General features: G+C 71.3%; 20 protein-coding genes. 8 read left to right on the top strand and 12 right to left on the bottom strand.

What is annotated here, in order from left to right:
• Positions 1 to 3 precede the first annotated feature (3 nt).
• The 5 genes from ABD716_RS06990 to ABD716_RS06970 are packed head-to-tail and all read left to right on the top strand — an operon-like array spanning position 4 to position 4,634.
• The gene (locus ABD716_RS06990; protein ID WP_344775212.1) at positions 4 to 1,290 is read left to right on the top strand and encodes an ABC transporter permease; all 1,287 of its coding nucleotides are present in this window, start codon (positions 4 to 6) and stop codon (positions 1,288 to 1,290) included.
• On the top strand, positions 1,280 to 1,699 hold the full coding sequence (locus ABD716_RS06985; protein ID WP_344775210.1) for a cytidine deaminase: 420 nt from the start codon (positions 1,280 to 1,282) through the stop codon (positions 1,697 to 1,699). Before ABD716_RS06990 ends, ABD716_RS06985 begins: the two co-directional genes overlap by 11 nt.
• Entirely contained in the window at positions 1,699 to 2,994 is a 1,296-nt protein-coding gene (locus ABD716_RS06980) for a thymidine phosphorylase (RefSeq protein ID WP_344775208.1), read from the top strand. Before ABD716_RS06985 ends, ABD716_RS06980 begins: the two co-directional genes overlap by 1 nt.
• Before the next feature lie 49 nt (positions 2,995 to 3,043).
• A complete protein-coding gene (locus tag ABD716_RS06975) occupies positions 3,044 to 4,162 on the top strand; it encodes an adenosine deaminase (RefSeq protein ID WP_344775206.1) in 1,119 nt (372 codons plus the stop codon).
• A gap of 31 nt (positions 4,163 to 4,193) precedes the next feature.
• Complete coding sequence (locus ABD716_RS06970; RefSeq protein ID WP_344775204.1) at positions 4,194 to 4,634, top strand: PTS sugar transporter subunit IIA; 441 nt, start codon at positions 4,194 to 4,196, stop codon at positions 4,632 to 4,634.
• Positions 4,635 to 4,669: 35 nt separating this feature from the next.
• Here the strand turns inward: ABD716_RS06970 and ABD716_RS06965 are convergent, their stop codons facing one another.
• Positions 4,670 to 6,370 carry a phospho-sugar mutase gene (locus ABD716_RS06965; RefSeq protein WP_344775202.1) on the bottom strand — a complete coding sequence of 567 codons (1,701 nt, stop codon included), beginning with the start codon at positions 6,368 to 6,370 and terminating at the stop codon, positions 4,670 to 4,672.
• Entirely contained in the window at positions 6,367 to 7,194 is an 828-nt protein-coding gene (locus tag ABD716_RS06960; RefSeq protein WP_344775200.1) for a purine-nucleoside phosphorylase, read from the bottom strand. The genes ABD716_RS06965 and ABD716_RS06960 overlap by 4 nt, the downstream gene beginning before the upstream one ends.
• Positions 7,195 to 7,249: 55 nt before the next feature.
• Here ABD716_RS06960 and ABD716_RS06955 point away from each other — a divergent pair, with 55 nt between their 5' ends.
• Complete coding sequence (locus tag ABD716_RS06955) at positions 7,250 to 8,689, top strand: NAD(P)H-quinone dehydrogenase (protein ID WP_344775198.1); 1,440 nt, start codon at positions 7,250 to 7,252, stop codon at positions 8,687 to 8,689.
• 162 nt (positions 8,690 to 8,851) lie between these two features.
• Here the strand turns inward: ABD716_RS06955 and ABD716_RS06950 are convergent, their stop codons facing one another.
• The gene (locus ABD716_RS06950) at positions 8,852 to 10,969 is read right to left on the bottom strand and encodes a YhgE/Pip family protein (protein ID WP_344775196.1); all 2,118 of its coding nucleotides are present in this window, start codon (positions 10,967 to 10,969) and stop codon (positions 8,852 to 8,854) included.
• A 94-nt stretch (positions 10,970 to 11,063) separates the two neighbouring features.
• Between ABD716_RS06950 and ABD716_RS06945 the strand changes: the two genes are divergently transcribed.
• Positions 11,064 to 11,657, top strand: coding sequence for a TetR/AcrR family transcriptional regulator (locus tag ABD716_RS06945; RefSeq protein ID WP_344775194.1), 594 nt, complete (start codon positions 11,064 to 11,066; stop codon positions 11,655 to 11,657).
• On the opposite strand, the gene ABD716_RS06940 is transcribed toward ABD716_RS06945, so the two are convergent.
• The 9 genes from ABD716_RS06940 to ABD716_RS06900 all read right to left on the bottom strand — a co-directional run bounded on the left by ABD716_RS06940 (position 11,654) and on the right by ABD716_RS06900 (position 22,170).
• Positions 11,654 to 13,012, bottom strand: coding sequence for a GH25 family lysozyme (locus ABD716_RS06940; protein ID WP_344775192.1), 1,359 nt, complete (start codon positions 13,010 to 13,012; stop codon positions 11,654 to 11,656). The genes ABD716_RS06945 and ABD716_RS06940 overlap by 4 nt on opposite strands.
• 82 nt (positions 13,013 to 13,094) lie before the next feature.
• A complete protein-coding gene (locus tag ABD716_RS06935; protein ID WP_344775190.1) occupies positions 13,095 to 14,870 on the bottom strand; it encodes an acetyl/propionyl/methylcrotonyl-CoA carboxylase subunit alpha in 1,776 nt (591 codons plus the stop codon).
• Positions 14,871 to 14,968: 98 nt separating this feature from the next.
• Positions 14,969 to 15,637, bottom strand: a complete 669-nt coding sequence (locus tag ABD716_RS06930) for a Maf family protein (protein ID WP_344775188.1) — start codon at positions 15,635 to 15,637, stop codon at positions 14,969 to 14,971.
• Between the two features lie 292 nt (positions 15,638 to 15,929).
• Entirely contained in the window at positions 15,930 to 16,916 is a 987-nt protein-coding gene (locus ABD716_RS06925) for a hypothetical protein (protein ID WP_344775186.1), read from the bottom strand.
• Positions 16,913 to 18,217 (bottom strand): sensor histidine kinase, encoded by a 1,305-nt coding sequence (locus tag ABD716_RS06920; RefSeq protein ID WP_344775184.1) that lies wholly within the window; start codon positions 18,215 to 18,217, stop codon positions 16,913 to 16,915. Before ABD716_RS06920 ends, ABD716_RS06925 begins: the two co-directional genes overlap by 4 nt.
• Positions 18,204 to 18,866 (bottom strand): response regulator transcription factor, encoded by a 663-nt coding sequence (locus ABD716_RS06915; protein ID WP_344775182.1) that lies wholly within the window; start codon positions 18,864 to 18,866, stop codon positions 18,204 to 18,206. Before ABD716_RS06915 ends, ABD716_RS06920 begins: the two co-directional genes overlap by 14 nt.
• A gap of 22 nt (positions 18,867 to 18,888) precedes the next feature.
• Positions 18,889 to 20,184, bottom strand: coding sequence for a class I SAM-dependent RNA methyltransferase (locus tag ABD716_RS06910; protein WP_344775180.1), 1,296 nt, complete (start codon positions 20,182 to 20,184; stop codon positions 18,889 to 18,891).
• Between the two features lie 48 nt (positions 20,185 to 20,232).
• Entirely contained in the window at positions 20,233 to 20,502 is a 270-nt protein-coding gene (locus ABD716_RS06905; protein ID WP_344775178.1) for an acyl-CoA carboxylase epsilon subunit, read from the bottom strand.
• Positions 20,503 to 20,532: 30 nt separating this feature from the next.
• Positions 20,533 to 22,170 (bottom strand): acyl-CoA carboxylase subunit beta, encoded by a 1,638-nt coding sequence (locus ABD716_RS06900; protein WP_425553399.1) that lies wholly within the window; start codon positions 22,168 to 22,170, stop codon positions 20,533 to 20,535.
• Between the two features lie 269 nt (positions 22,171 to 22,439).
• Between ABD716_RS06900 and ABD716_RS06895 the strand changes: the two genes are divergently transcribed.
• A complete protein-coding gene (locus ABD716_RS06895; RefSeq protein WP_344775176.1) occupies positions 22,440 to 23,219 on the top strand; it encodes a hypothetical protein in 780 nt (259 codons plus the stop codon).
• The last annotated feature ends 130 nt before the right edge of the window (positions 23,220 to 23,349 follow it).

The following is a 23,349-nucleotide window of genomic DNA, read 5'->3' as shown; positions in this document are numbered from 1 at the left end:
GCCTTGACCACCACCACCGCCCCGGTCGCCGACGCCGCGCCCATCGTCCTCGAGAAGGTCGATGTGCGCAGCTGGAAGGTGCCGATCGCGCTCAGCGTCTTCGCCCTCGGCGCCGTCGTGCTGTTCATCGTCTTCGCGCGCTCGGGGCACACCGAGTTCCGGTTCAGCCAGAGCGAGGACTTCTTCCGCATCCCCGACCTCACGGTGCCGTCCGCGCCCGTCGGCATCGTGCTCGCGATCGTCACGGTCGTGATGGCCCTGCTCAGCTGGGCCGCGGTCGCGAGAGGCGTGCGCGTCCCGATGTGGTTCACGGCGCTGTTCGCCGTCGTCTTCATCGTCGGATTCCTCGCGTGGGCGGCTCAGGGCGACCGCCCGCTGCCCGTCACCTCGCTGCTGCTCGGCGCGGTGACGCTGTCGGTGCCCCTCGTGTTCGGCGCTCTCGGCGGCGTCATCGGCGAGCGGGCCGGCGTCGTGAACGTCGCCATCGAGGGCCAGCTGCTCGGCGGCGCGTTCTGCTCGGCGCTCGTCGCCTCTGCCACCGGCAGCATGACCCTCGGCCTCGTCGCCGCGGCCGTCGCCGGCGTGCTGGTCGCGTTCATCCTCGCGGCCTTCGCGATCAAGTACCTCGTCGACCAGGTCATCGTCGGCGTCGTCATCAACGTGCTCGTGACCGGCCTCACGAACTTCGGCTACACGAAGATCCTCGCGGCCGACCCCGAGCATCTGAACACGCGGATGACGCTGCCCGACCTGCCGATCCCCGGCCTGTCCGAGATCCCGGTCATCGGCCCGGTCTTCTTCGACCACTCGATCATCGTGTACATCGCCTACGTGGCCGTCGCGGCGGTGTGGTTCGGGCTGTTCCACACGAAGTGGGGCCTGCGCGTGCGCGCGGTGGGCGAGCACCCGCAGGCGGCCGACACGGTCGGCATCAACGTCAACGGCACGCGGTTCTGGAACGTTTCGCTCGCCGGCGCCGTGGCGGGCCTCGGCGGGGCGTTCTTCACCCTCGGCTCTGTCGGCATCTTCACCAAGGAGATGACGGCGGGCCAGGGCTACATCGCCCTCGCCGCGGTGATCTTCGGCCGCTGGGACCCGATCCGCGCGACGCTCGCCGCCCTGCTGTTCGGCTTCGCCACCAATCTGCAGAACACGCTCGGCATCATCGGCTCGCCCGTGCCGAGCGAGTTCCTGCTGATGCTGCCCTACCTCGTGACGATCTTCGCCGTGGCGGGTCTCGTCGGAAAGTCTCGCGGCCCGGCCGCCAGTGGGAAGCCGTATGTCAAGTAACGGCAGCTCGGCATCCGTCGACTGGGACGCGCTGCGCGCGGTCGCGACGGATGCCATGGGCAAGAGCTACTCGCCCTACTCGCGGTTCCCCGTCGGCGCCGCCGCGATCGTCGACGACGGCCGCATCGTGCGCGGCGCGAACATCGAGAACGCGTCGTACGGCGTGACGCTGTGCGCCGAGTGCTCGCTCGTCTCCGACCTCGTGATGAGCGGCGGGGGCAGGCTCGTCGCCTTCACCTGCGTCGACGGGCACGGCGCCGTGCTGATGCCGTGCGGGCGCTGCCGGCAGCTGCTGTTCGAGCATTCCGCGCCGGGAATGCTGCTCGAGACGGTGTCGGGCGTGAAGACGATCGACGAGGTCCTGCCGGACGCGTTCGGCCCCCGAACCCTCGAGGAGTACTCCAACTGATGACAGTCGAACCCTTCGACGCAGTCCAGCTGATCGCCGCCAAGCGCGACCGCGGCACGCTCACCACCGCCCAGATCGAGTGGCTGGTCGACGCGTACACCCGCGGCTACGTCGCCGACTCGCAGATGTCCGCGCTCGCGATGGCGATCCTGCTGAACGGCATGACGCGCCAGGAGATCCGCGACCTCACGATGGCGATGGTCGCGTCGGGGGAGCGCCTCGACTTCACAGGGCTGGGCAAGCCGACCGCCGACAAGCACTCGACCGGCGGCGTCGGCGACAAGATCACCCTGCCGCTCATGCCGCTGGTGGCATCCTTCGGCGTCGCCGTGCCGCAGCTGTCGGGCCGGGGCCTCGGCCACACCGGCGGCACGCTCGACAAGCTCGAGTCCATCCCCGGCTGGCGCGCCTCGCTCACGAACGACGAGGTGTTCGCGCAGCTCGCCGGCCCCGTGAGCGGCGTCATCTGCGCCGCCGGCGCCGGCCTCGCGCCCGCCGACAAGAAGCTCTACGCGCTGCGCGACACGACGGGCACCGTCGAGGCGATTCCGCTCATCGCCTCGTCGATCATGAGCAAGAAGATCGCCGAGGGCACGGGCGTGCTGGTGCTCGACGTGAAGTTCGGCTCCGGCGCGTTCATGAAGGACTTCGCGAAGGCCCGCGAGCTGGCGCAGACGATGGTCGAGCTGGGCACGGATGCCGGCGTGGCGACCTCCGCTCTGCTGACCGACATGAACGTGCCGCTCGGCCTCACCATCGGCAACGCGAACGAGGTGCGCGAGTCGGTCGAGGTGCTCGCGGGCGGCGGCCCCGCCGACGTCGTCGAGCTCACGATCGCCCTCGCGCGCGAGATGCTGGCCCTCGCCGGCCAGCCCGATGCCGACGTCGAGGCCGCGCTCGCCGACGGCCGCGCGATGGACCAGTGGCGCGCCTTCGTCACCGCGCAGGGCGGCGACCCCGACGCGGCGCTGCCCGAGCCGCGTGAGACCCACACCGTCACCGCGCCGCGCGCAGGGGTGCTGACCAAGCAGGACGCGCTCGCGTTCGGCATCGCCGCCTGGCGGCTCGGTGCCGGCCGCGCCCGGCAGGAGGACCCCGTGGTGCACGCCGCCGGCATCGAGCTGCACGCCAAGCCGGGTGACAGCGTCGCCGCCGGCCAGCCCCTCTTCACGCTGGCCGCCGATGACGCGGCACGGTTCGACCGTGCGCTCGAGGCGCTTGACGGGGCGTGGGCGATCGGGGAGGCATCCGATCACACCCCGTCGCCGCTCGTCGTGGAGAGGCTGGGGCGATGACGGCGCCGGCCGTGCCCGCGCAGCGGCGCCCCTCGAGAGGAGGGGTGCGATGAGCGCACCCGACTTCGACTATCTGCTCGACGGCGTCAGCATCAACGCGCTGCCGAAGGTGAGCCTGCACGACCACCTCGACGGCGGCCTGCGCCCCCAGACGATCATCGAACTGGCCGACGAGCTCGGCCTCGAGCTGCCCGCGACCGAGCCGCACGAGCTGCGCACGTGGTTCGAGAGCCGCTCGGAGGCCGGCAGCCTGGTCGAGTACCTCAAGACCTTCGACGTGACGGTCGGCGTGATGCAGACCGCCGAGGGCCTGGCACGGGTCGCCCGCGAGTTCGTCGAGGATCTGCACGCCGACGGCGTCATCTACGGCGAGATCAGGTGGGCTCCCGACCAGCACCTCACGCGCGGGCTCACCCTGGACCAGGCGGTGGACGCCGTCCAGTCCGGCATCGACCAGGCCGTCGCGCAGGTCGAGGCGGCCGGCGGCTACATCCGCATCGGCCAGCTGCTGTCGAGCCTCAGGCAGAACCCGGGGCATGCGATCGAGGTCGCCCGGCTCGCCGTGCGGCACCGCGACAGCGGCGTGGTCGGGTTCGACACGGCGGGGCCAGAGGCCGGGTTCCCGGCGTCGAGCATGCGCGCGGCGTTCGACTACCTGGCGTCCGAGTGGTTCCCCGTCACCGTGCACGCGGGCGAGGCCGACGGGCTCGAGTCGATCCGCTCGGCACTGCTCGACGGCCGCGCGCTGCGGCTCGGTCACGGGGTGCGTCTCGCCGAGGATCTGCTGATCGAGCGGCAGGACGACGAGAACACGTATGTCTCGCTCGGCCTGCTGAGCCAGTGGGTGAAGGACCGCGAGATCGCGCTCGAGACGAGCCCGACCAGCAACCTGCAGACCGGCGCGATCGCGCAGTGGGGGCAGACGCTCGCCGAGCACCCGTTCGACCTGCTCTACCAGCTCGGCTTCCGCGTCACGGTGAACACCGACAACCGCCTGATGAGCGGCACGAGCCTCAGCCGAGAGCTGTCGCTGCTCGCCGACGCCTTCGCCTACCGGCTCGACGACCTCGAGACGTTCCAGCTCAACGCCGCAGCGGCCGCGTTCCTGCCGATCGAAGAGCGCGAGGAGCTCATCGACCGCATCGCCGTCGGCTTCGACGCCGTGTAGAAGACCTCGCCGTCTTCGATAAAATCGATCCATGCCCCTGCCCGAGCTTCCCGACCACGCGATCGAGTTCGACGTCGAGGCGAGCGACTGGCGGGCGGCGATGCGCCGCGCAGGCGACGCGCTGGTGCGCAGCGGCGCCGCGACTGCGTCCTACACCGACCGCATGATCGGCGTGGTCGACGAGTTCGGCGCCTACATCGTCGTCGCCCCGGGGCTCGCCCTGGCGCACGCGCGCCCCGGCCGCGACGTGCTGCGCGACGGCCTCTCGGTCGTGACGCTCGCCGAGCCCGTCGTGTTCGGGCACCCGCACAACGACCCGGTCTCGGTCGTCGTCGGCATCGCGAGCGTGAGCCCCGAGACCCACGTCGGCCTCGTCGCCGAGATCGCGAACGTGTTCAACGACCCGCAGGCGATCCCTGCGCTGTGCGCCGCGTCCACGCCCGACGAGGTGCGCCGGGTCCTCGGCGCCTAGCAGACCCACGCGTCCTCGGCAGAACCCCTCAGAACTCAGGGCACGAGCAGGGGGCGCAGCGCCGCATCGAGCGCGGCCAGCCTGGCCGAGGCATCCGCCCCGGAATCGCCCCGCACGTCGAGATAGACCTTCAGCTTCGGCTCGGTGCCGCTGGGGCGGATCATCACCCGCGACCCGTCCGCGGTCAGGACGCGCAGGATGTTGTCCACGGGCAGCCCGGCGACGCCCGTCGCGAGGTCGTCGAACGACGTGACCGCGGCAGCGCCGAGCTCGCGCGGCGGCTCGGCCCGCAGGCGGTCCATGATGCGGCCGCGCTCGGAGAGATCCGAGACGCGCACTGAGATCTGGCCGCTCGCGAAATGGCCGATGCGAGCGGCGATGAGCTCGAGCTGGTCGGCCACCGTCCGGCCCGCGGCCTTCCAGCGCAGCGCGAGCGCGAGGAAGCGCGCCGCTGCCGAGATGCCGTCCTTGTCGCGCACGGTCTCGGGGTTCACGAGGTACCCGAGCGCCTCCTCGTAGCCGAACAGCAGCCCGGGGGCGCGCGAGATCCACTTGAAGCCCGTGAGCGTCGCGACGTAGTCGAGCCCGAAGTGGGCGGCGACCTCGCCCAGCGCCGGGGCCGACACGATCGACGACGCGAGCACGCCCTTCTCGCGGTGGGCGCCGTGCGCCGCACCGGCCTCTTCCTCGGCGGCCGCCCAGCCGAGCAGCGTGCCCACCTCGTTGCCGGAGAGGCGGCGCCAGCCGCCCTCCGCGCTCGGGTCGGGGATCGCGACGGCGAAGCGGTCGGCGTCCGGGTCGTTCGCGATGATCAGCTCGGCGCCGTGCTCGCGGGCGGTCTGCATGGCGAGGTCGAGCGCGCCCGGTTCCTCGGGGTTCGGGAACGACACGGTCGGGAAGGCCGCGTCGGGCTCCTGCTGGGCGGCGACGCTGACGGGAGCCGGCAGCCCGGCGGCCTCGAAGACGCGCGAGGCGGTGTCCCACCCGACGCCGTGCATGGCGGTGTACACGACGTCGAGGCTCGTGCCCTCTGGCAGCTCGCCGGCAACGGCCGCCGTGGCCGCGACATACGAGAAGACGAGCGACTCGTCTGCAAGTGCGTAGTCGCTCGAGCGCGGCAGGCTCGTGATCGGGCCCGCTGCGGCGACAGCCGCGATGTGCGCCGCGATCTCGGCGTCGGCGGGCGGCACGATCTGCGAGCCGTGGTCGTCGCCGCCGAGGTACACCTTGTAGCCGTTGTCGCGGGCCGGATTGTGCGAGGCCGTCACCATCACGCCGGCCGCGGCGTCGAGGTGGCGCACGGCGTAGGCGAGCACGGGCGTCGGCAGCAAGCGCGGCAGCAGCGTCGTGCGCACGCCGGCGCCCGCGAAGATCTCGGCGGAGTCCTCGGCGAACACCCGCGAGTTCTTGCGGCCGTCGTAGCCGATGACGACGGATGCCTCGTCGCCGCGCTTCTCGCGCAGGTAGGCGGCGAGACCCGCTGCGGCCTGCGTGACGAGCACGCGGTTCATGCGGTTCGGGCCGGCGGCGAGCTCGCCGCGCAGGCCGGCCGTTCCGAAGGCGAGGCGCTCGTCGAACCGCGCGTGCAGCTCGCTGAGGGCGGCCTCGTCGCCGTCGGCCGCACTCGCGATCAGCGACTCGAGCTCTGCACGGGTCTCGGCATCCGGGTCCTGCGCGACCCAGGCGCGGGCCGCGTCGACGACGGCATCCGCCCCACGGCTCTCGACATCGCTCACAGCTGCCCCACGATCTTCGCGAGCAGCGCCGAGATCACCGGCTCTGCGGCCTGGCCGGCCTCGATCACCTCGGCGTGCGAGAGCGGGGTCGGCGAGATGCCGGCGGCGAGGTTGGTGATGAGCGACAGGCCCAGCACCTCCATGCCGGCCTGGCGGGCGGCGATGGCCTCGAGCGCCGTCGACATGCCGACGATGTGGCCGCCGATCGTCTTCGCGAACTGCACCTCGGCCGGGGTCTCGTAGTGCGGCCCGCGGAACTGGACGTAGACGCCCTCGTCGAGGCTCGGGTCGACGCTCTTCGCGAGCTCGCGCAGGCGCGCCGAATAGAGGTCGGTCAGGTCGATGAAGGTCGCGCCCTCGAGGGGGCTCGAGGCGGTGAGGTTGATGTGGTCGCTGATGAGCACCGGCGTTCCGGCCTGCCAGTGCGGCTTGATGCCGCCCGCGCCGTTGGTGAGCACCATGACGGATGCGCCCGTGGCGGCGGCCGTGCGCACCGAGTGCACCACGTGCCGCACTCCGTGCCCCTCGTAGAAGTGCGTGCGCGCGCCGATGACGAGGGCGTGCTTGCCGTTCGGCAGCGCGATCGACCGCAGCGTGCCGACATGGCCCTCGAGCGCCGGCTTGCGGAAGCCCACCACCTCTGTGGCGGGAACGGTCGCCACGGTCTCGCCGATCAGGTCGGCCGCCTTGCCCCAGCCGCTGCCGAGGGTGAGGGCGATGTCGTGCTTCGCGATGCCGGTCTTCTCGGCGATCTGCTCGGCTGCCTGGTGGGCGATGTCGAAGGGGTCGGTCTCGGGAAGGTCCAGGATCGAGGCGTCGGGCATGTCGCGAGTCTATTGCCCGCCCGGGCGCCCCCGCCGAACTGGCAAGATTGGGGCCATGGCGTTCGAATTCGAGCGGAAGCAGCGGATCACGATCGTGGGCGGCGGCCCCGGCGGCTACGAGGCGGCGCTCGCCGGCGCCCAGCTCGGCGCCGATGTGACGGTGGTCGAGCGCTCCGGCATCGGCGGCTCGGCGGTCATCACCGATGTCGTCCCGTCGAAGACGCTGATCGCGACGGCCGAGGCCGCGAAGAACATCCCCGATGCGGTGGGTCTCGGCGTGCAGTTCTTCACCCGCGGTGAGGATCAGCGCCCGCACCGCCCCGAGATCGCCGTCAACCTCGCGGCCGTGAACAAGCGCATCCTCGGGCTCGCGCGCCAGCAGGGCGAGGACATGCGCTCGGAGCTCGTGCGCGCCGGCGTGAACATCATCGACGGCGTGGGGCGGCTCGAGGGCGAGCGCACCGTCGTGGTCTCGACGGGCACCGGCCGCGGCAGCACCGACTTCGACCGCATCGAGTCCGACACGATCGTGCTCGCCGTGGGCGCGAGCCCGCGCGAGCTGCCGACGGCGAAGCCCGACGGTGAGCGCATCTTCACGTGGACGCAGCTCTACGGCCTCAAGAGCCTGCCCGAGCACCTCATCGTCGTCGGGTCCGGCGTCACCGGCGCCGAGTTCGCCTCGGCGTACATGAACCTCGGTGCGAAGGTCACCCTCGTCTCGAGCCGCGATCAGGTGCTGCCGGGCGAGGACTCCGATGCGGCGCGCATCCTCGAGGACGTCTTCACCCGCGGGGGCATGACCGTGCTCTCGAAGTCGCGCGCCGAGACGGTCGAGCGCACCGACGAGGGCGTGCTGGTCACCCTCACCGACGGCCGCACCGTCGAGGGGTCGCACTGCCTCATGGCGGTCGGCTCGATCCCCAACACGGCCGGCATCGGCCTCGAGGAGGCCGGGGTGCAGCTCGCGCCCAGCGGGCACATCCGGGTGAACCGGGTCGCGCGGACCTCCGTTCCCAACATCTACGCGGCGGGCGACTGCTCCGACGTCCTTCCGCTGGCATCCGTCGCCTTCATGCAGGGCCGCACCGCGGTCTTCCACGCCATGGGCGACGCCGTCACGCCGATCGAGTTGCGCAACGTCACCTCGAACATCTTCACCCAGCCTGAGATCGCCACGGTCGGCTGGTCGCAGAAGCAGATCGAGGACGGCATCGCCCAGGGCGAGATCTACAAGCTGCCGCTGCAGACCAATGCGCGCGCCAAGATGCAGGGCATCAAAGACGGCTTCGTGAAGCTCTTCGCCCGCACCGGCTCGGGCACCGTGATCGGCGGCGTCATCGTCGCGCCGCGCGCGAGCGAGCTCATCTTCCCGCTCGCGCTCGCCGTCGAGCACCGCCTCACCGTCGACGACGTGGCGAAGGCCTATGCGGTCTTCCCGTCGATCTCGGGGGCGATCACGGATGCCGCCCGCGCGATGCACATCGTCGGGGGCTGAGCCCGCGGTCTCACCCGCTGCACTTCCCTTCCTCGCTTCCCTTCCTTCCCTTCTTCCCCCGAAGTGTGAGTTAGGGCTCACTGTTGGCGGCTACGGGGACCCGAACTCACACTTCGGGGGTGGTAGGGCACTTCGGGGGCGGGGGGACTTCCGGGGGCGGGGTCAGATCGCGAAGTCGGGCAGCAGCAGCTCCGAGTTCCTCTTGTGCCTGAGCGCCGTCGCGCCGACCGAGATGACGAGCGCCGCGAACATCCAGCACACCATCACGACCACCCCTGTCGAGACCCCGGCAGACCCGCCGGCGATCAGCGAGCGGATCGCATTCGCGCCGTAGGTCAGCGGCAGCAGCCCGTGCAGCACCTGGAAGAACGCGGGCGTGGTCTGGATCGGATACGTGGCCCCGGCCGCTGCGACCTGCAGCACGAGCAGGATCAGCCCGAGGAACCGCCCGCGACTGCCGAACAGCACCATGAGCGTGTGGTTCACGGCGGTGAATGCGAGCGAGGTGAGGCCCATGAAGAGCGCGAGGCCGACCGGGTGGGCGGGGTGCACACCGATGCCGAGCGTCACGACGAGGTACAGCAGAGCGGCCTGCACGAGCGAGATCCACGCGCCGCGCAGGTAGCCGAGCAGCGCGGCGAGCCAGCCGGGGCGGCCGGCCGCGATCGCGCGGTGCGGAATCGCCCGCAGGATCATGTAGATCGACAGCCCGCCGACCCACGCCCCGAGCGCCAGGAAGTACGGCGCGAGCCCGTAGCCGTAGCTCGGCACGCTGTGCAGCTTCGTCTCCGCCAGCGAGATCGGCTGGGCGGCGACACCGCTCAGATGCGTCTTCTCCGCGTCGTCGTAGCTGGGCACGGATGCCTTGCCCTCGGCGAGCTTGTCGGCCAGCTGACTCGAGCCCGAGCTCAGCTGCTGCGCTCCCGCATCGAGGCTCTTCGCCCCGTCCGCGAGCTGCGCCGTGCCGGTGGCGAGCTGCTGCGCGCCGCTGTGGGCCTGCGCGGCGGCCGAGGCCAGCTGCGACGCCCCGCTCGCGGCCTGCTGCGCCCCGCTCGCGAGCGTCTGCGCGCCCGAGGCCGCGTCATGCAGCTTGCTGTCCAGTTGCGAGGCGCCGGCGGATGCCTGGGCGATCCCGTTCGCAAGGGCGGGCGCCTGCGCGCTCAGCTTCGAGGTGCCGGTCGCGAGCTGCTGTGCCCCGGTGCGCAGGGCGACGCTGTTGGCGTAGCCGCTCGCGCTCTTCGCACCGGCGACCTGATTGATGCCGTCGCACAGCTGTGCCGCGATCGGGTCCGCGGCCGTCAGCGGGTTCGCCGCGATGGTCGCACACGAGTCGGCGAGTCGGTCGACGCCGCCGGTGTACCCCGGGTCGCTCGCGGTGCCCGAGCCGGCCAGCCCCTTCTGGAGTGCCTGGGCGCCGCTGTTCAGCTGGCTCGCCGAGTCCGGCAGTCCTGTGGTCTGGTTCTTGAGGTCCGTCAGACCGCTCGAGAGGGTGTCGGCGCCTCCGGCGAGCTGCCCGGCTCCGTTCGACAGCGTCGAGGCGCCCGAGGATACCTGTGCCGTTCCGCTCTTGAGAGACTGCGCCCCCGACGACAGCGTGCCGAGGCCGGAGGCGAGCTGCGATGCCCCCGTGGCGCTCTGCTGCGCGCCGGTCACGAGCGTCGTGGTTCCGGACTCGAGCGATCCGGCGCCCGAGGCGAGCTGCTTCGCGCCGTCGGCGGCCTCGCCGAGCTTGCCGCCGATCTGGTTGAAGCCGGCGTAGATCTGGCTGAGGTACTGCTGCGACACCGACTTGGCGGCCGACTGTGAGATCGCGAGGCCGACGGTCTTCGAGGCGACGCCGACGATGTAGTTGTGGCCGTCGTCGGTCGTGATCGTCACCTTCGAGGCGGCCGCGTCGAGCGGCGTGTCCGAGCCGAGCGACGCGGCGTTGGCGGAGAGGTCCTTCGGAAGTGTGATGGTGGCGAGGTAGGTGCCGTCTTTCAGCCCGGCGCGCGCGGCCGAGGCATCCGTCTCGACCCAGTCGAAGTCGTTGTCGGCGTCGTCCGTGACGAGCTCGTGCGCCAGCTGCTTGCCCACATCGACGGTCGTGCCGTTCTGCGTGACCGGCTGGTCGAGGTCGACGACCGCGGCGGGGATCTTGTCGAGGCGGTGCGTCGGGTCCTGGTTGGCCCACACGAGCGCGCCGCCGTAGATCAGGGGGATGCAGGCGATCGCCCCGATCGCGATGCGCACCGCGCGACCCCGCCGCTTGTCGGTCTCCGTCTGAAGTGGACGTGCCATGTCTCAACCCTCTCCACGCTGATTTACAGATGTAAATTAGCTCGCGAGGGTCTATCTTACACTTGTAAAGCTTGAAAGCTGAAAGGATGAGCGAATGGATGCCGCGACCGATGATCCGCGTGCAGCGCGCTCCAAGCGCGCGCTGGTCGCGGCGGCCACCGAGCTGCTCGACGCGCACGACCTCGACGCCCTGTCCATCACGCAGGTCGTCGCAGCGGCGGGGGTCACGCGGCCCACGTTCTACCAGCACTTCGGCGACCTCGCCGAGCTCGCGCGCGCCGCGGCCGTGACACGCCTCGACACCGAGTTCGAGCGGTATCAGCCCGTCTCAGCGGATGCCGGTGACGGTCTCGCCCGCGTCGAGCCCGTCGTGCGACAGCTGCTCGAGCACCTCGCGGCCCACCGGGCCTTCTACCGCCGTGTGCTGCACGGCCCGCGCTCGGGCTCGGCGGTGAACGCCGCGGTCGACCTGGTGGCCCGGCGCATCCTCGAGCGCTCGCCCCTGCTGCAGTCCGTGGCGGACCCCGAGTCCGAGGAGATCCGCGACAGCGTCGTCATCGTCTCAGGCGGGATCGTCTGGCTGCTGAGCGGCTGGCTCGGCACGCCGCTGACCGGGCGCGACTCGGTGGAGGCGATGGCGCACCGCATCAGCGTGCAGCTCGTGCGGCTCGCGCCGCGCGACGACTAGGGCAGCAGCGGGCCGCGGGTGTTCGTCATCGCGCTCGCCGTGGTGTAGCCGGTCTGCGACCCGGTGACCTTCGCCGTGATCTTCTTCCCCGCATACGACGCCGACGGCGTGAAGTGAGAGGTCGTCGCGCCCTTGATCGCCGCGCCGTTCGAGTACCACTGGTAGGCGAACTTCGTGCCGGCCGTCCAGGTGCCGGTGCTGATCAGCAGCTGATGGCCCACCTGGGCGGTTCCCGTGATCACGGGCTTTCCGACGGTCAGCCCGCTCGCCACGACCTTGCCCGTCGCGGCAGACGCCTTCGTCGTCGTGACGTAACCGGACTTCTTGGCTGTCACCTTGAGAGAGATGGTGTGGTTGTACTGGGCGCCGGTCATGGTGATCGAGGCCTTGTCGGCACTGCCGCTGATGGCTGAGCCGTTCTGGTACCAGGTCCAGCTCAGGCTCGCAGCGTTGGACTGCCACGAGCTCAGGTTGGCGAAGGTCAGCACCCGGCCCGTCTTCGCCGTGCCCGAGATGGTCGGCGTCGGGGCGCTGGCGAACGGTGTCACGTACTGGTTCAGGCCCGCAATGGTCGTGTCCAGCACGTCCTGGTCACCGGGGAACGTCCCCGTTCCGGTGGCGGTGCCGCCGTTCCACTGCCAGAAGGTCCAGGCGCCCCAGCCTCCGGGCATCGCGGGGCTGCCGGGCGAGGTGTTGTAGTTCGCGACCCAGAGCTTGGCGAGCGGCGCGATGGCGCTGCTGTTGCCCGTGCAGGTCTTCCACCAGCTCTGGCTCGTGTAGACGATCGGCGTTCGCCCGAGGCCCGACGTGACCATCTGGATGTAGGTCTTGATCCACGTCACCATGAGCTTCTGATTGGCCGCCAGGCTCTTGTTCCACTTGGCGTCCGTGGTGACCCAGCACGTGGTCGTCGCACCGGCCTCGAGATCGATCACCGGCGGCAGAACATAGGCCTTTCCGGCCATCGACGACTTCACCTTGTTGACGAAGTCGGTGCCGCCCTGGTGAGAGCTGGCCCAGTCGCCCTTGCCGTCGCCCATGTCCGCGACGGCGTACGCCCCGTGAGAGATCCCCTTCGCGCCGGCCTCTTTCCACAGGGCGGCGAAGTCGGGGTTCGAGATGTTGCCGAGTTTGTCATCGGTCTCGATCGCCTTGATGAAGACGAACTTCGCGCCGGCCTTCACGCCGGCGTCGATGTCGGAAGCGGTCCCCGTGCTCACGTCGAAGCCCTGGGCCCAGCTCGGGTGCGGCGCCGACGGCGATGCGGCCAGCGCAGGCTCGGCGACGAGCGCGCCGGCGAGCACGAGCAGGGCTGCGGCCCCGGTGATGAACGTCGTGCGGGCCAGACGAGGCACGGCTCCCCTTTCGCGACGCTCGGGCGCGTCGCGAGAATCCTAGCCGGAAGTCTGGGAAACCGGCTTCTGGCCGCGGTCGCGGCTAGACGATGCTGAGCAGGCGCGTCCCGCTCGAGACCGTCGCGCCGACCGTGGCGTTGATGCCCTCGACGCGGCCGTCGCGGTGTGCGACGAGCGGCTGCTCCATCTTCATCGCCTCGAGCACGACGACGAGATCGCCCTTGGCGACCTCGGCGCCCTCTTCGACGGCGATCTTCACGACCGTCGCCTGCATGGGCGCGGTGATCGCGGTGCCGGATGCCACGGGAACGCCGCCCGCGGAGCCGCGGCCGCCCGTCGCGCGCCTCGGGGCGGCGCCGGTCGACCGCGCCGCCGGGGCGGCGGAAAGCAGCTTCGCCGGCAGCGTCACCTCGACGCGCTTCCCCTGCACTTCGAGCACGACGCTCTGCCGCTCCTCGGCCTCGCGCGGCGCCTCTGCGGCACCGCTCCAGGGCTCGATGCCGCCCGCCCACTCCGTCTCGATCCAGCGGGTGTAGATGCTGAACGGCTCACCGTTCTCGGGGGCGAACGCGGGGTCGCGCACGATGGCGCGGTGGAACGGCAGGACGGTCGGAAGGCCGGCCACCTCGAACTCGTCGAGCGCGCGGCGCGAGCGCTCGAGAGCCTCTTCGCGGGTCGCGCCCGTCACGACGAGCTTGGCGAGCAGGGAGTCGAAGGCGCCGGAGATCTCGTCGCCGGCCCGCACACCGGAGTCGACGCGGACGCCGGGGCCCGAAGCCGGAGTGAAGACGTGCACGGGGCCGGGCGCCGGCATGAAGTTCCGGCCGGCATCCTCGCCGTTCAGGCGGAACTCGAAGGAGTGGGCGCGCGGCTCGGGGTCCGGGTAGTCGAGCACGCCGCCCTCGGCGAGGCGGAACTGCTCGCGCACGAGGTCGATGCCCGTGACCTCCTCAGAGACGGGGTGCTCGACCTGCAGTCGCGTGTTCACCTCGAGGAAGCTGACGGTGCCGTCCTGCCCGATGAGGAACTCGCAGGTGCCGGCGCCGAGGTAGCCGACCTCCTTGAGGATCGCCTTCGACGCGCGGTACAGCTCGTCGCGCTGCGCGTCGGTGAGGAACGGCGCGGGCGCCTCCTCGACGAGCTTCTGGTGACGCCGCTGCAGCGAGCAGTCGCGGGTCGAGACGACCACGACGTTGCCGTGCGCGTCGGCCAGGCACTGAGTCTCGACGTGCCGCGGCTTGTCGAGGTACTTCTCGACGAAGCACTCGCCGCGGCCGAATGCCGCGACGGCCTCGCGGGTCGCCGAGTCGAACAGCTCGGGAATCTCCTCGCGCGTGCGGGCCACCTTGAGGCCGCGGCCGCCGCCGCCGAACGCGGCCTTGATGGCGACGGGAAGCCCGTGCTCGTCGGCGAAGGCGAGCACCTCGTCGGGCCCCGCGACCGGGTTCAGAGTGCCGGGCGCCATCGGCGCGCCGGCGATCTCGGCCACGTGGCGTGCGCTGACCTTGTCGCCCAGGCGCTCGATGGCCTCGGGGCTCGGGCCGATCCAGATCAGGCCGGCGTCGATGACCGCGCGGGCGAAGTCGGCGTTCTCGGCGAGGAAGCCGTAGCCGGGGTGGACGGCGTCCGCTCCCGAGCGGCGCGCGACGGCGAGCAGCTTGTCGATGACGAGGTAGGTCTCGACGCTCGTGGTGCCGCCGAGGGCATAGGCCTCATCGGCGAGGCGGGCGTGCAGGGCGTCCCGATCCTGGTCGGCGTAGACGGCGACCGATCCGATCCCACTGTCCTTTGCTGCGCGGATGACTCGAACGGCGATCTCGCCACGGTTGGCGATCAGGACTTTTGAGATACGGGGCACCCCACCAGCCTACGAAGCTCGATGGAGGGGCATTTGGATGGCATGAACAAAACTCCCCGGAGGGCTTTGTGAGATCAGCCCAGAGGGGTGACGGGCGCTCAGGACGCGCCGGCGCGGTTCCACAGCTCGGTCCACTCGACGCCGAGTGAGCGCACGAGCCGGCGCAGCGTCGGAAGGGACATGCCGACCACGGTCGACGGGTCGCCGTCGATCTTCTCGATGAAGGCGCCGCCGAGACTGTCGATCGTGAAGGCGCCTGCGACCTGCAGGGGCTCGCCGCTTGCGACATACGCGTCGATCTCGGCGTCCGTCATGTCGGGGACGAACGAGACGGATGCCCGAGCCACCGCGCCCACGGCGGCGTTCGCCGTGCCGCCGCGGTGGTCGATGACCCAATGGCCCGAGTGCAGGACGCCGGTGCGGCCGCGCTGGCCGTGCCAGCGCTCGGTCGCGACGTCGGCGAGGTGCGGCTTGCCGTAGATGACGCCGTCGATCTCGAACGCGCTGTCGCAGCCGACGACGATGCCGTCGATCGGCGCTTCGTCGACCGCGCTGCCCGCGACCGCCTCGGCCTTGGCGCGGCCGAGCAGCTGCACCATCTCCGCTGCCCCGAGCCGGCTCGGCTCGCCCGAGGCGGCGCGCTCGGCCTCCGCGGCGGCGACGGCGGCCGGCTCGTCGACGTGGGAGGGCACGACGACGGGTTCGATGCCCGCGTTGCGCAGCAGCCAGAGTCGGGCGGGCGATGTCGACGCGAGATACAGGCGCATGGGCCTCAGCCTACGAAACCCCGTGGTCCCCCTCGTGTCCCCCTAAGAGCCGACTGTTCTATACGTGTGTCTATGGGGACCATGGGTAACGTACAGCGACTCTCTTCAGCAGAGGCTGTCCGATCATTCGCCGATAAGGGTATGCAGGGCGAGTGCCATTGGGGGGAGTCGGAACGACATTCGGGTTGTCGTTCCGACTCGAGGCTTCCGGTGGGGGCGGGGTTCCGCCCCCACCGCAAGCCTGGTGGTTCCCGCCGCGGTTCGCCCGCGCTCAGGGCGCAGCCGAGCTCCGTCAGCCCTTCAGCTCGAGCCGCAGCGTCACGTCGCTGTCATCGTCGTCGGGGGAGTGCCGCAGGCCCACCACGGTGACCGACACCTCTTCCGCACGCGGCACCGTGCGCACGATGAGCGTGTCCGCATCCGCGCCCGCGATCGCATCGGCGAGGCGCGTGAGCATGCGGTCGCGCCGGGCGTCGTCGAGCTCGTCCAGCCCGCCCTCGTCGAGCAGGCTGACCGCCGCGCCCCGCCGCCGCGCGGCCGTCACCACGCGCCGCACCGCGTCGTTGAGCAGACCGCGCCCGCGGATCTCGTCGCGCATCGTCGCCTCGAGCAGCAGGCACTCGACGCGCTGCTCCTCGCTCAGCTCGCCGCCCGAGCGCACGATCTCGGTCAGCAGCGGCTCGGCGAGGGTGTAGGTGTGCTCGAGGCGCCGCCGCCGCTCGACCACGTGCGCGTCGTAAGCGGCGCGCCACTCGGAGGCTTTCCGCTCGACGGCGGCGAAGCGCTCGGCATCCTCGCCGGTCTTGGTCACCGCGTACATCACGACGTTCGCCGCGACGACCCACACGATCGAGCCGACCACGCCGAGATCGCCGAGCGAGTCGAACCCCGCCCACCAGATGGTGAACACAGACAGGAAGGCGATGCCGATCCAGGCGCAGGCATCCCGCCCGCGCACCATGACGATCGTGAGCAGGGTGCCGATCGCGGCGACGTACCACGTGGCGTAGCCGTTGGGCCGGCTCGGGTCGAGCTGAGACGAGACGGCGATGGGAACGGCGATCGACACCGCGAGATCGAACAGCGCGACCCAGGCAGGCAGCACGCGAACGGCGGGGCGCAGCAGGCTGAGCGTGATCGCCGTCGCGAAGGCCGCGAGCGACCAGAGAGTCGGCCACGGCGACCGCGGCACCTCGAGCGCCGACAGCCCGAGCACGATGTGGTAGGCCGAGAACAGCGCGGCGAGCAGCAGGATGACGACGCGCGAGGGGGCGATCACGTCGCCGCCTCTTCCGGGCCGGCGGCCCGCGTGCGCGGTCGGTCGCCTGCGGGCCACGTCAGCGTGATCGTCGTGCCGCGGCCCCGCGCCGAGTCGACCCGTGCCGCGCCGCCGGCGACCTCGACGCGCTGGACGATCGACGTCGCGAGGCCGAGACGCCGCGGTGCGACGTCCGCCAGGTCGAAGCCCGCGCCGTTGTCGACGATCTGGATGCGCAGGCCGTCGGCGCCCGCCGCGCCGAGCCCGATGAAGGTGACCGAGCGCGCGACCTCGGCGCCGCCGGCGTGCTGTGAGCTGTTCAGCATCGCCTGGACCGTCGCCGCGTGCAGCGCCTCGGCGACGCTCACGGGCAGCGCGACGGCGAGCTCACCGTAGCTGTGGAAGCGCGGCGCATGGGGAATGGAGGCGGCGGCAGCGCGGATGCCGGCAGCGAGGCTCGAGGCATCCGTCAGGCCCTCCGGCGCGGCGCTCGGCGCCGGCTTCGTCGACGACAGGTGGCCGAGCGCGTCGGCCGCCATGCGCGCCGCGAGCCGCTTCGCCTCTGGCGTGCGCGCGTTCGCCGCCGCGAGCAGGGTCGTCAGCACGCTGTCGTGCACGAGCGCGTCGACCTCGACGCGCTCGGCTTCGCCGAGGTGCTCGCGCAGGCCGCGCTCATAGCCGTCGAGCGCGGCGCGCTGGGCGGTGTCCACGACGCCCGCCGCGGTGCGCAGCATCCACGCGATCGTGAGGATCACGCTGCCGACGATCGCCGCATAGAGCGCGTCGAGCAGCGCGATGTCCCACTGCCGCCCGTCGGTGACGCTCCAGAGGATCAGGCCGAACAGCGCCGGAGCGGCGAGGGCGTAGACCGCGGCCACCCAGAGCGGCAGGCGCACCGCGGCGTAGGCCGATGCGACGGTGCAGAGCGTCCACAGCCAGGGGGTGCCGTCGACGTCGGTGCCCTCGGCGGTCAGCGGCCACAGCGCCAGCACGATGAGGTACACCCCGGCGAACGCGGTGGTCGCGGCCCCGACGCCGCGCTGCGAGATCGCTCCGGCCACCGCCCACAGCAGGCAGACGCACAGCGCGATGGCCTGGATCCAGCCGAGCGGCTGGTGCACGCGCTGCTGCTGGCTCACCAGGGTGGGGATGACGAGGACGCCGAAGACCACGCCGAACAGCACGATCGCGCGCGACACCATCGTCTCGATGCGCGCCTGCGTCAGCGGCGAGCGCGGCGCGGGCGGCAGCGGGCTCGGCGCGGGCGGCGGCTCGAACCCGAGCGCGGGCGCCGGGCCGTGCGGGGCGTCAGCGCCGGTCATCGCCCGTGGTGTCGGTGGCGAGACCCGGCAGAATGCCGTCCTCGACGGCGCGCCGCAGCAGGTCGACCTTGGTGGGCGCCGGGCGGCCGATCTCCACGTACTTCACGCGTACGCGGTCGAGGTACTCGCGCGCCGTCGAATGCGCGATGCCGAGCTCGCTCGCCACGGCCTTGAGCGGCAGGCCCGAGGCGTAGAGGTGCAGCACGTCGCGCTCGCGCTGGCCGAGCTTGGCCCGCGCGAAATCGTTGTCGGCGTCGATCGCGCTCGCCCACTCGAGGTTGTTGAGCACCCCGCCCTCGGCCACCGTGCGGATCGCGTCGATGACCGTGCCGGTCGGCGCCGATTTCGGGATGACGCCCGCAGCCCCCGCCGCGAGCGCCTCGCGGACGGCCTGCACCCGGTCGGCGATCGAGTGCACGAGCACCGCGCTGCCGGCATCCTGCAGCCGCCGGACGTTGTCGGTCACGCTCGATCCGTCGCCGAGCGAGAGGTCGAGCACGACCATGTCGGCGGGGGCGCCGGCGAGCTGCGGCAGCAGCTCATCGACCGTCGCCGCCTCACCGGTCACCGTGAAGCCGGCGTCCCCGCAGGCGGCCCGCAGCCCGAGCCGCACGGACTCGTGATCGTCGACGATCGCCACTGTCACCATGCAGGCAACTGTAGCCGGGCGTCTATCTGCTGAGGCGCGCCACAAGCTCGACGTGGTGCGTGTTCGGGAACAGGTCGAAGGCCTCGAGCGAGCGGATGCCGTAACCGGCCTCGCCGAAGAGTGCAGCATCCCGTGCGAAGGCGACCGGGTCGCACGCGACGTAGACGAGCTGAGCGGGGGCGGTGCGCACGAGCTCGTCGACGACCGCCTTGCCCGCGCCCGAGCGCGGCGGGTCGAGCACGACGGTGGCTGCGCGCTGGCGCCCGCGCTCGACGGCGGTCGCGTCGTCGGCGAGGCGCTGCACGAAGCGCTCGACGCGCGCGGTGATCGCGCGAGCGCCGACCCAGTCGGAGAGGTTGCGGGCGGCGAAATCGGTCGCCGGCTCGTAGGACTCGACGCTGGTGATGCGCGTGGCCTGCCCGAAGCGGTCTCCGACAGCGGCGGCGAGCAGGCCGACCCCGCCGTAGAGATCGAGGTTCGCGGCGCGCGGGTCGAACTCGTCGGCGTCGACGGCGCGCTGGACGGCGGCCGTGAGCGTCGCCGCGGCCTCGCGATGCACCTGCCAGAAGCCGAGGGCATCGAGTGCGAATTCGCGATCGCCCACCTTCTCGACGATCGGCGCGAGGGAGGGCACGGCGCCGTCGCGCGTCGTGACGATCGAGAGCGGGCGCCCCTGCGAGGGCGCGATGAGGTCGACGGATGCCGCATCGCCGAAGCGCGTGGCGAGGGGAGCGATCTCGGCGATCGCCTCGGCGGCCAGAGGCAGCGACGAGACGGGGATGACGGTGTGCGAGCGCGCGGCGAAGGGGCCGACGGTGCCGTCGGCGGCCACCTGCAGTCGCACGCGCGTGCGCCAGCCGGTGCCGTGGCGCTCGTCGTCGCCGGGCAGTGCCTGCACCGCGAAGTCGGTGCCGGGGTCGATGCCGGCCATGCGGGTGAGGGCGTCTGTGGCGACCTGCCGCTTCAGCTCGCGCTGATGCGCGAGCTCGATGTGGCCGAACTCGGCGCCGCCCGCGCGGCCTTCCGGGTCGCGCGTCACGGATGCCTCGGCCCAGACATGCTCGCGGCGGTGCGGGCTCGCCTCGAGCACCTCGACGGTGTCGGCGCGCCAGAAGGACTTCTTCGCCTCGGTGACGCGGGCGCGCACGCGCTCGCCGGGGATCGCGTCGGCGACGAACACGACGCGGCCCTCGTGCCGGGCGACCATGACGCCGCCGTGGGCGACGCCGGTCACCTCGAGCTCGAGCTCGGTGCCGACGGCGGGGTGCGGGGCGGCGGCGGGGCGCTGAGGGCGGCGGCGGGGCTGGCGTGCGGGCATCCGTCAATCGTCCCATGCGGCGCCTGAGCGTCGGGCGCTCCGCTGCGGCTACAGGCCCTCTGCCGTGAAGCCGCGCCAGTCGCCGCGCAGCGGGCGGCGCAGGCCGCGGGTCGAGCGCGCCCACTCAGAGCGGGGCGGCTCGCTCGGGCGTGCGGCGGCGGACTGCGCCTGCTGCTGAAGCGCCGCCGTCAGCACGGCGGTCGCGGCGGCGACCTCCTCGGGCGAGAGACCCGTCGTCACGAAGCGGATGTCGACCGCCGCGGGCTCGACAGGGGCCACTGCGTCGCCCGCGATCTCGGCGCGGTGCTTGGGGCTCACAGTGTCGTTCCGCTCACAGTGTCGTTCCGCTCACAGGGGGATGTTCCCGTGCTTCTTCGGCGGCATCGACGCGCGCTTGGTGCGCAGCGAACGCAGCGCCTTGATGATCGCGGTGCGAGTGGCGGCGGGCTCGATGACCGAGTCGAGGGCGCCGCGCTCGGCGGCGAGGTACGGCGAGGCGACCTCGTAGGCGTAGTCGCTCGCGAGCTTCTGGCGAAGCGCCTGCACGTCCTCGCCGCGCTCACGGGCATCCGAGATCTGCGAGCGGTACAGGATGTTCACCGCGCCCTGGCCGCCCATCACCGCGATCTCGGCCGTCGGCCACGCGAGGTTGATGTCGGCGCCGAGCTGCTTCGAGCCCATGACGATGTAGGCGCCGCCATAGGCCTTCCGCGTGATGATCGTGACGAGCGGAACGGTCGCCTCGGCGTAGGCGTAGAGCAGCTTGGCGCCGCGGCGGATGACGCCCGTCCACTCCTGGTCGGTTCCGGGCAGGTAGCCGGGCACGTCGACGAGGGTGACGATCGGGATCGAGAACGAGTCGCAGAAGCGCACGAAGCGCGCCGCCTTCTCGCCCGCGTCGATGTTCAGGGTGCCGGCCATCGCGTTCGGCTGGTTCGCGATGATGCCGACCGAGCGGCCCTCGACGCGGCCGAAGCCGATCACGATGTTCGGGGCGAACAGCGGCTGGATCTCGAGGAACTCGCCGTCGTCGACGATGTGCTCGATCACGCGCGTCACGTCGTACGGCTGGTTCGGGGAATCCGGGATCAGGGCGTTGAGCTCCTGGTCGGCATCCGTGATCTCGAGCTCGGGCTCGACGTCGTAGACCGGCGCGTCGGTGAGGTTGTTGTCGGGCAGGTAGCTCAGCAGGTTGCGCGCGTAGTCGAGCGCATCGGCCTCGTCGGTCGCGAGGTAGTGGCTGACGCCCGAGAGCTTGTTGTGGGTGAGCGCGCCGCCGAGCTCCTCGAAGCCGACGTCCTCGCCGGTGACCGTCTTGATCACATCGGGGCCGGTGACGAACATGTGGCTCGTCTTGTCGACCATGATGACGAAGTCGGTCAGGGCGGGGGAGTACACGGCGCCACCCGCGGCCGGCCCGACGACGATCGAGATCTGCGGGATGACGCCGGAGGCCGCCGTGTTGCGGCGGAAGATCTCGGCGTACTTGCCGAGGGCGACGACGCCCTCCTGAATCCGGGCGCCGCCCGAGTCGAGGATGCCGATGATGGGCGAACCCGTCTTGAGGGCGTGGTCCATGACCTTGATGATCTTCTCGCCCGCGACCTCGCCGAGCGAGCCGCCGAAGGTCGTGAAGTCCTGGCTGAAGACGGCGACCTGGCGGCCGTCGATGGCGCCGACGCCCGTGATGACGGCGTCGCCGAACGGGCGCTTCGCCTCGAGGCCGAAGCCCGTCGAGCGGTGGCGCACGAACTCGTCGAACTCGACGAAGGTGCCGGGGTCGAGCAGGTTGAGGAGGCGCTCGCGAGCCGTCAGCTTGTCCTTCGAGTGCTGCTTGGCAGCGCTCGCCTCCTCCTTGACGGTCACAGCCTCGTGGTAGCGGGACTTGAGGTCGGCGATGCGGCCGGCGGTGGTCGCGAGGTCGGGACCCTCTGTCTCGGTCGCAATCGCGGGCTCGGGCTCGGGCGAAGTGGCGTCTTCGGTCACGCTTTTCACCCTACCCGCGCACTTCCGGCGCGCTGCGTTGAGGATTTCCTACAAAGGCGCGCGAGATCGTTAGCGATTACGGATGCCCGATGCGGATGCCCCGCCGAGGGGTGCGGCGACGGTCGATCGCCGCGTGCAAGCCTCACGTGGGCACCCTTCGGCGAGCGCTCGCCTCCCGCGACGGTGTGGACTCGCCCAGCACAGGGTGCGCCCCGAGCCGACTCTCCTCAATCGGGGCGCTCGCGCGGTCAGGCCCTCGACCGGTGCGCGTGCCGCGAGCGCTGCTCGACGGCGCGGATGCCGACGCTCAGTTCTCGATCCTGTGCGACTGCTATCGCGCGAAGCTTCCGCGCGGCTGGTTCTTCAGCGGCCCGACTGCAGCTCGGATCATCGGCGTTCCCCTGCCGAACAGGCTCGAGCGGCTCGAGGTGCATGTCACGGCACCGGGTGATTTTCTCCCGCGCGGCACGTTCGTCGTGGGCCACAAGGCGGCCGCGGCCGAGACGACCTCGATGTTCGGCCACCGCGTGCGAGTACCGGCCGAGCTCTGGTGTGAGCTGGCATCCGTTCTCACCGTCGACGAGCTGATCACGGCGGGTGATCGGATGCTGTCGGAGAAGCCGGTGATGCTCACGACGAGGCGTCATCTCGAGCGCGCGCTGACCGCGTACGGCGCAGGGCGGGGCGTCCGGAAGCTGCGTGAGGCGCTTCCTCAGCTGCGCGAGAACGTGTGGTCGCCGCGAGAGACCTGGGTGCGACTGGTGATTCTGCGGGCGGGACTGCCCGAGCCCGAGCGCAACGCGCGCATCTACAGCTCCGACGGAAAGCAGATCGCGATCGGAGATCTCGTCTATCGGCGCTACAAGGTCGTCATCGAGTACGAAGGCGAGCGGTGGCATGGGGATCGGTGGTCGGGCATCGACGTCGACAGGTACAACAAGCTGGTCCTCGCGGGGTGGACCGTGATCAGGGTCCGCAAGCACCACACCGAGGCGGACGTCGAGCGGATGACGCGCGAGGCGCTCGTCCTCAAGGGCTGGCGCGGTTGACGGATGCCTCGCCGAGGGGTGCGGCGACGGTCGACCGCCGCGTGCAAGCCTCACGTGGGCACCCTTCGGCGAATGCGCCGTGAGGAATCCGCGCAGCGAAGGCTCCCGGCGGCACCCTTCGGCGAGCGCG

Origin of the sequence: Gryllotalpicola kribbensis (assembly GCF_039538245.1) — a bacterium.
Classification (GTDB): Bacteria; Actinomycetota; Actinomycetes; order Actinomycetales; family Microbacteriaceae; genus Gryllotalpicola; species Gryllotalpicola kribbensis.
The sequence above is the reverse complement of the archived record's forward strand: the minus strand, read 5'-3'. Positions and strand labels throughout refer to the sequence as shown.

Bases quoted from the DNA above. Each gene is read 5' to 3' on its own strand.
- ABD716_RS06945 (WP_344775194.1), top strand. From the start codon at position 11,064: ATGGATGCCGCGACCGATGATCCGCGTGCAGCGCGCTCCAAGCGCGCG.
- ABD716_RS06985 (WP_344775210.1), top strand. From the start codon at position 1,280: ATGTCAAGTAACGGCAGCTCGGCATCCGTCGACTGGGACGCGCTGCGC.
- ABD716_RS06960 (WP_344775200.1), bottom strand. From the start codon at position 7,194: ATGCCCGACGCCTCGATCCTGGACCTTCCCGAGACCGACCCCTTCGAC.
- ABD716_RS06930 (WP_344775188.1), bottom strand. From the start codon at position 15,637: ATGCGCCTGTATCTCGCGTCGACATCGCCCGCCCGACTCTGGCTGCTG.
- ABD716_RS06975 (WP_344775206.1), top strand. From the start codon at position 3,044: ATGAGCGCACCCGACTTCGACTATCTGCTCGACGGCGTCAGCATCAAC.
- ABD716_RS06915 (WP_344775182.1), bottom strand. From the start codon at position 18,866: ATGGTGACAGTGGCGATCGTCGACGATCACGAGTCCGTGCGGCTCGGG.
- ABD716_RS06950 (WP_344775196.1), bottom strand. From the start codon at position 10,969: ATGGCACGTCCACTTCAGACGGAGACCGACAAGCGGCGGGGTCGCGCG.
- ABD716_RS06970 (WP_344775204.1), top strand. From the start codon at position 4,194: ATGCCCCTGCCCGAGCTTCCCGACCACGCGATCGAGTTCGACGTCGAG.
- ABD716_RS06910 (WP_344775180.1), bottom strand. From the start codon at position 20,184: ATGCCCGCACGCCAGCCCCGCCGCCGCCCTCAGCGCCCCGCCGCCGCC.
- ABD716_RS06920 (WP_344775184.1), bottom strand. From the start codon at position 18,217: ATGACCGGCGCTGACGCCCCGCACGGCCCGGCGCCCGCGCTCGGGTTC.
- ABD716_RS06955 (WP_344775198.1), top strand. From the start codon at position 7,250: ATGGCGTTCGAATTCGAGCGGAAGCAGCGGATCACGATCGTGGGCGGC.
- ABD716_RS06980 (WP_344775208.1), top strand. From the start codon at position 1,699: ATGACAGTCGAACCCTTCGACGCAGTCCAGCTGATCGCCGCCAAGCGC.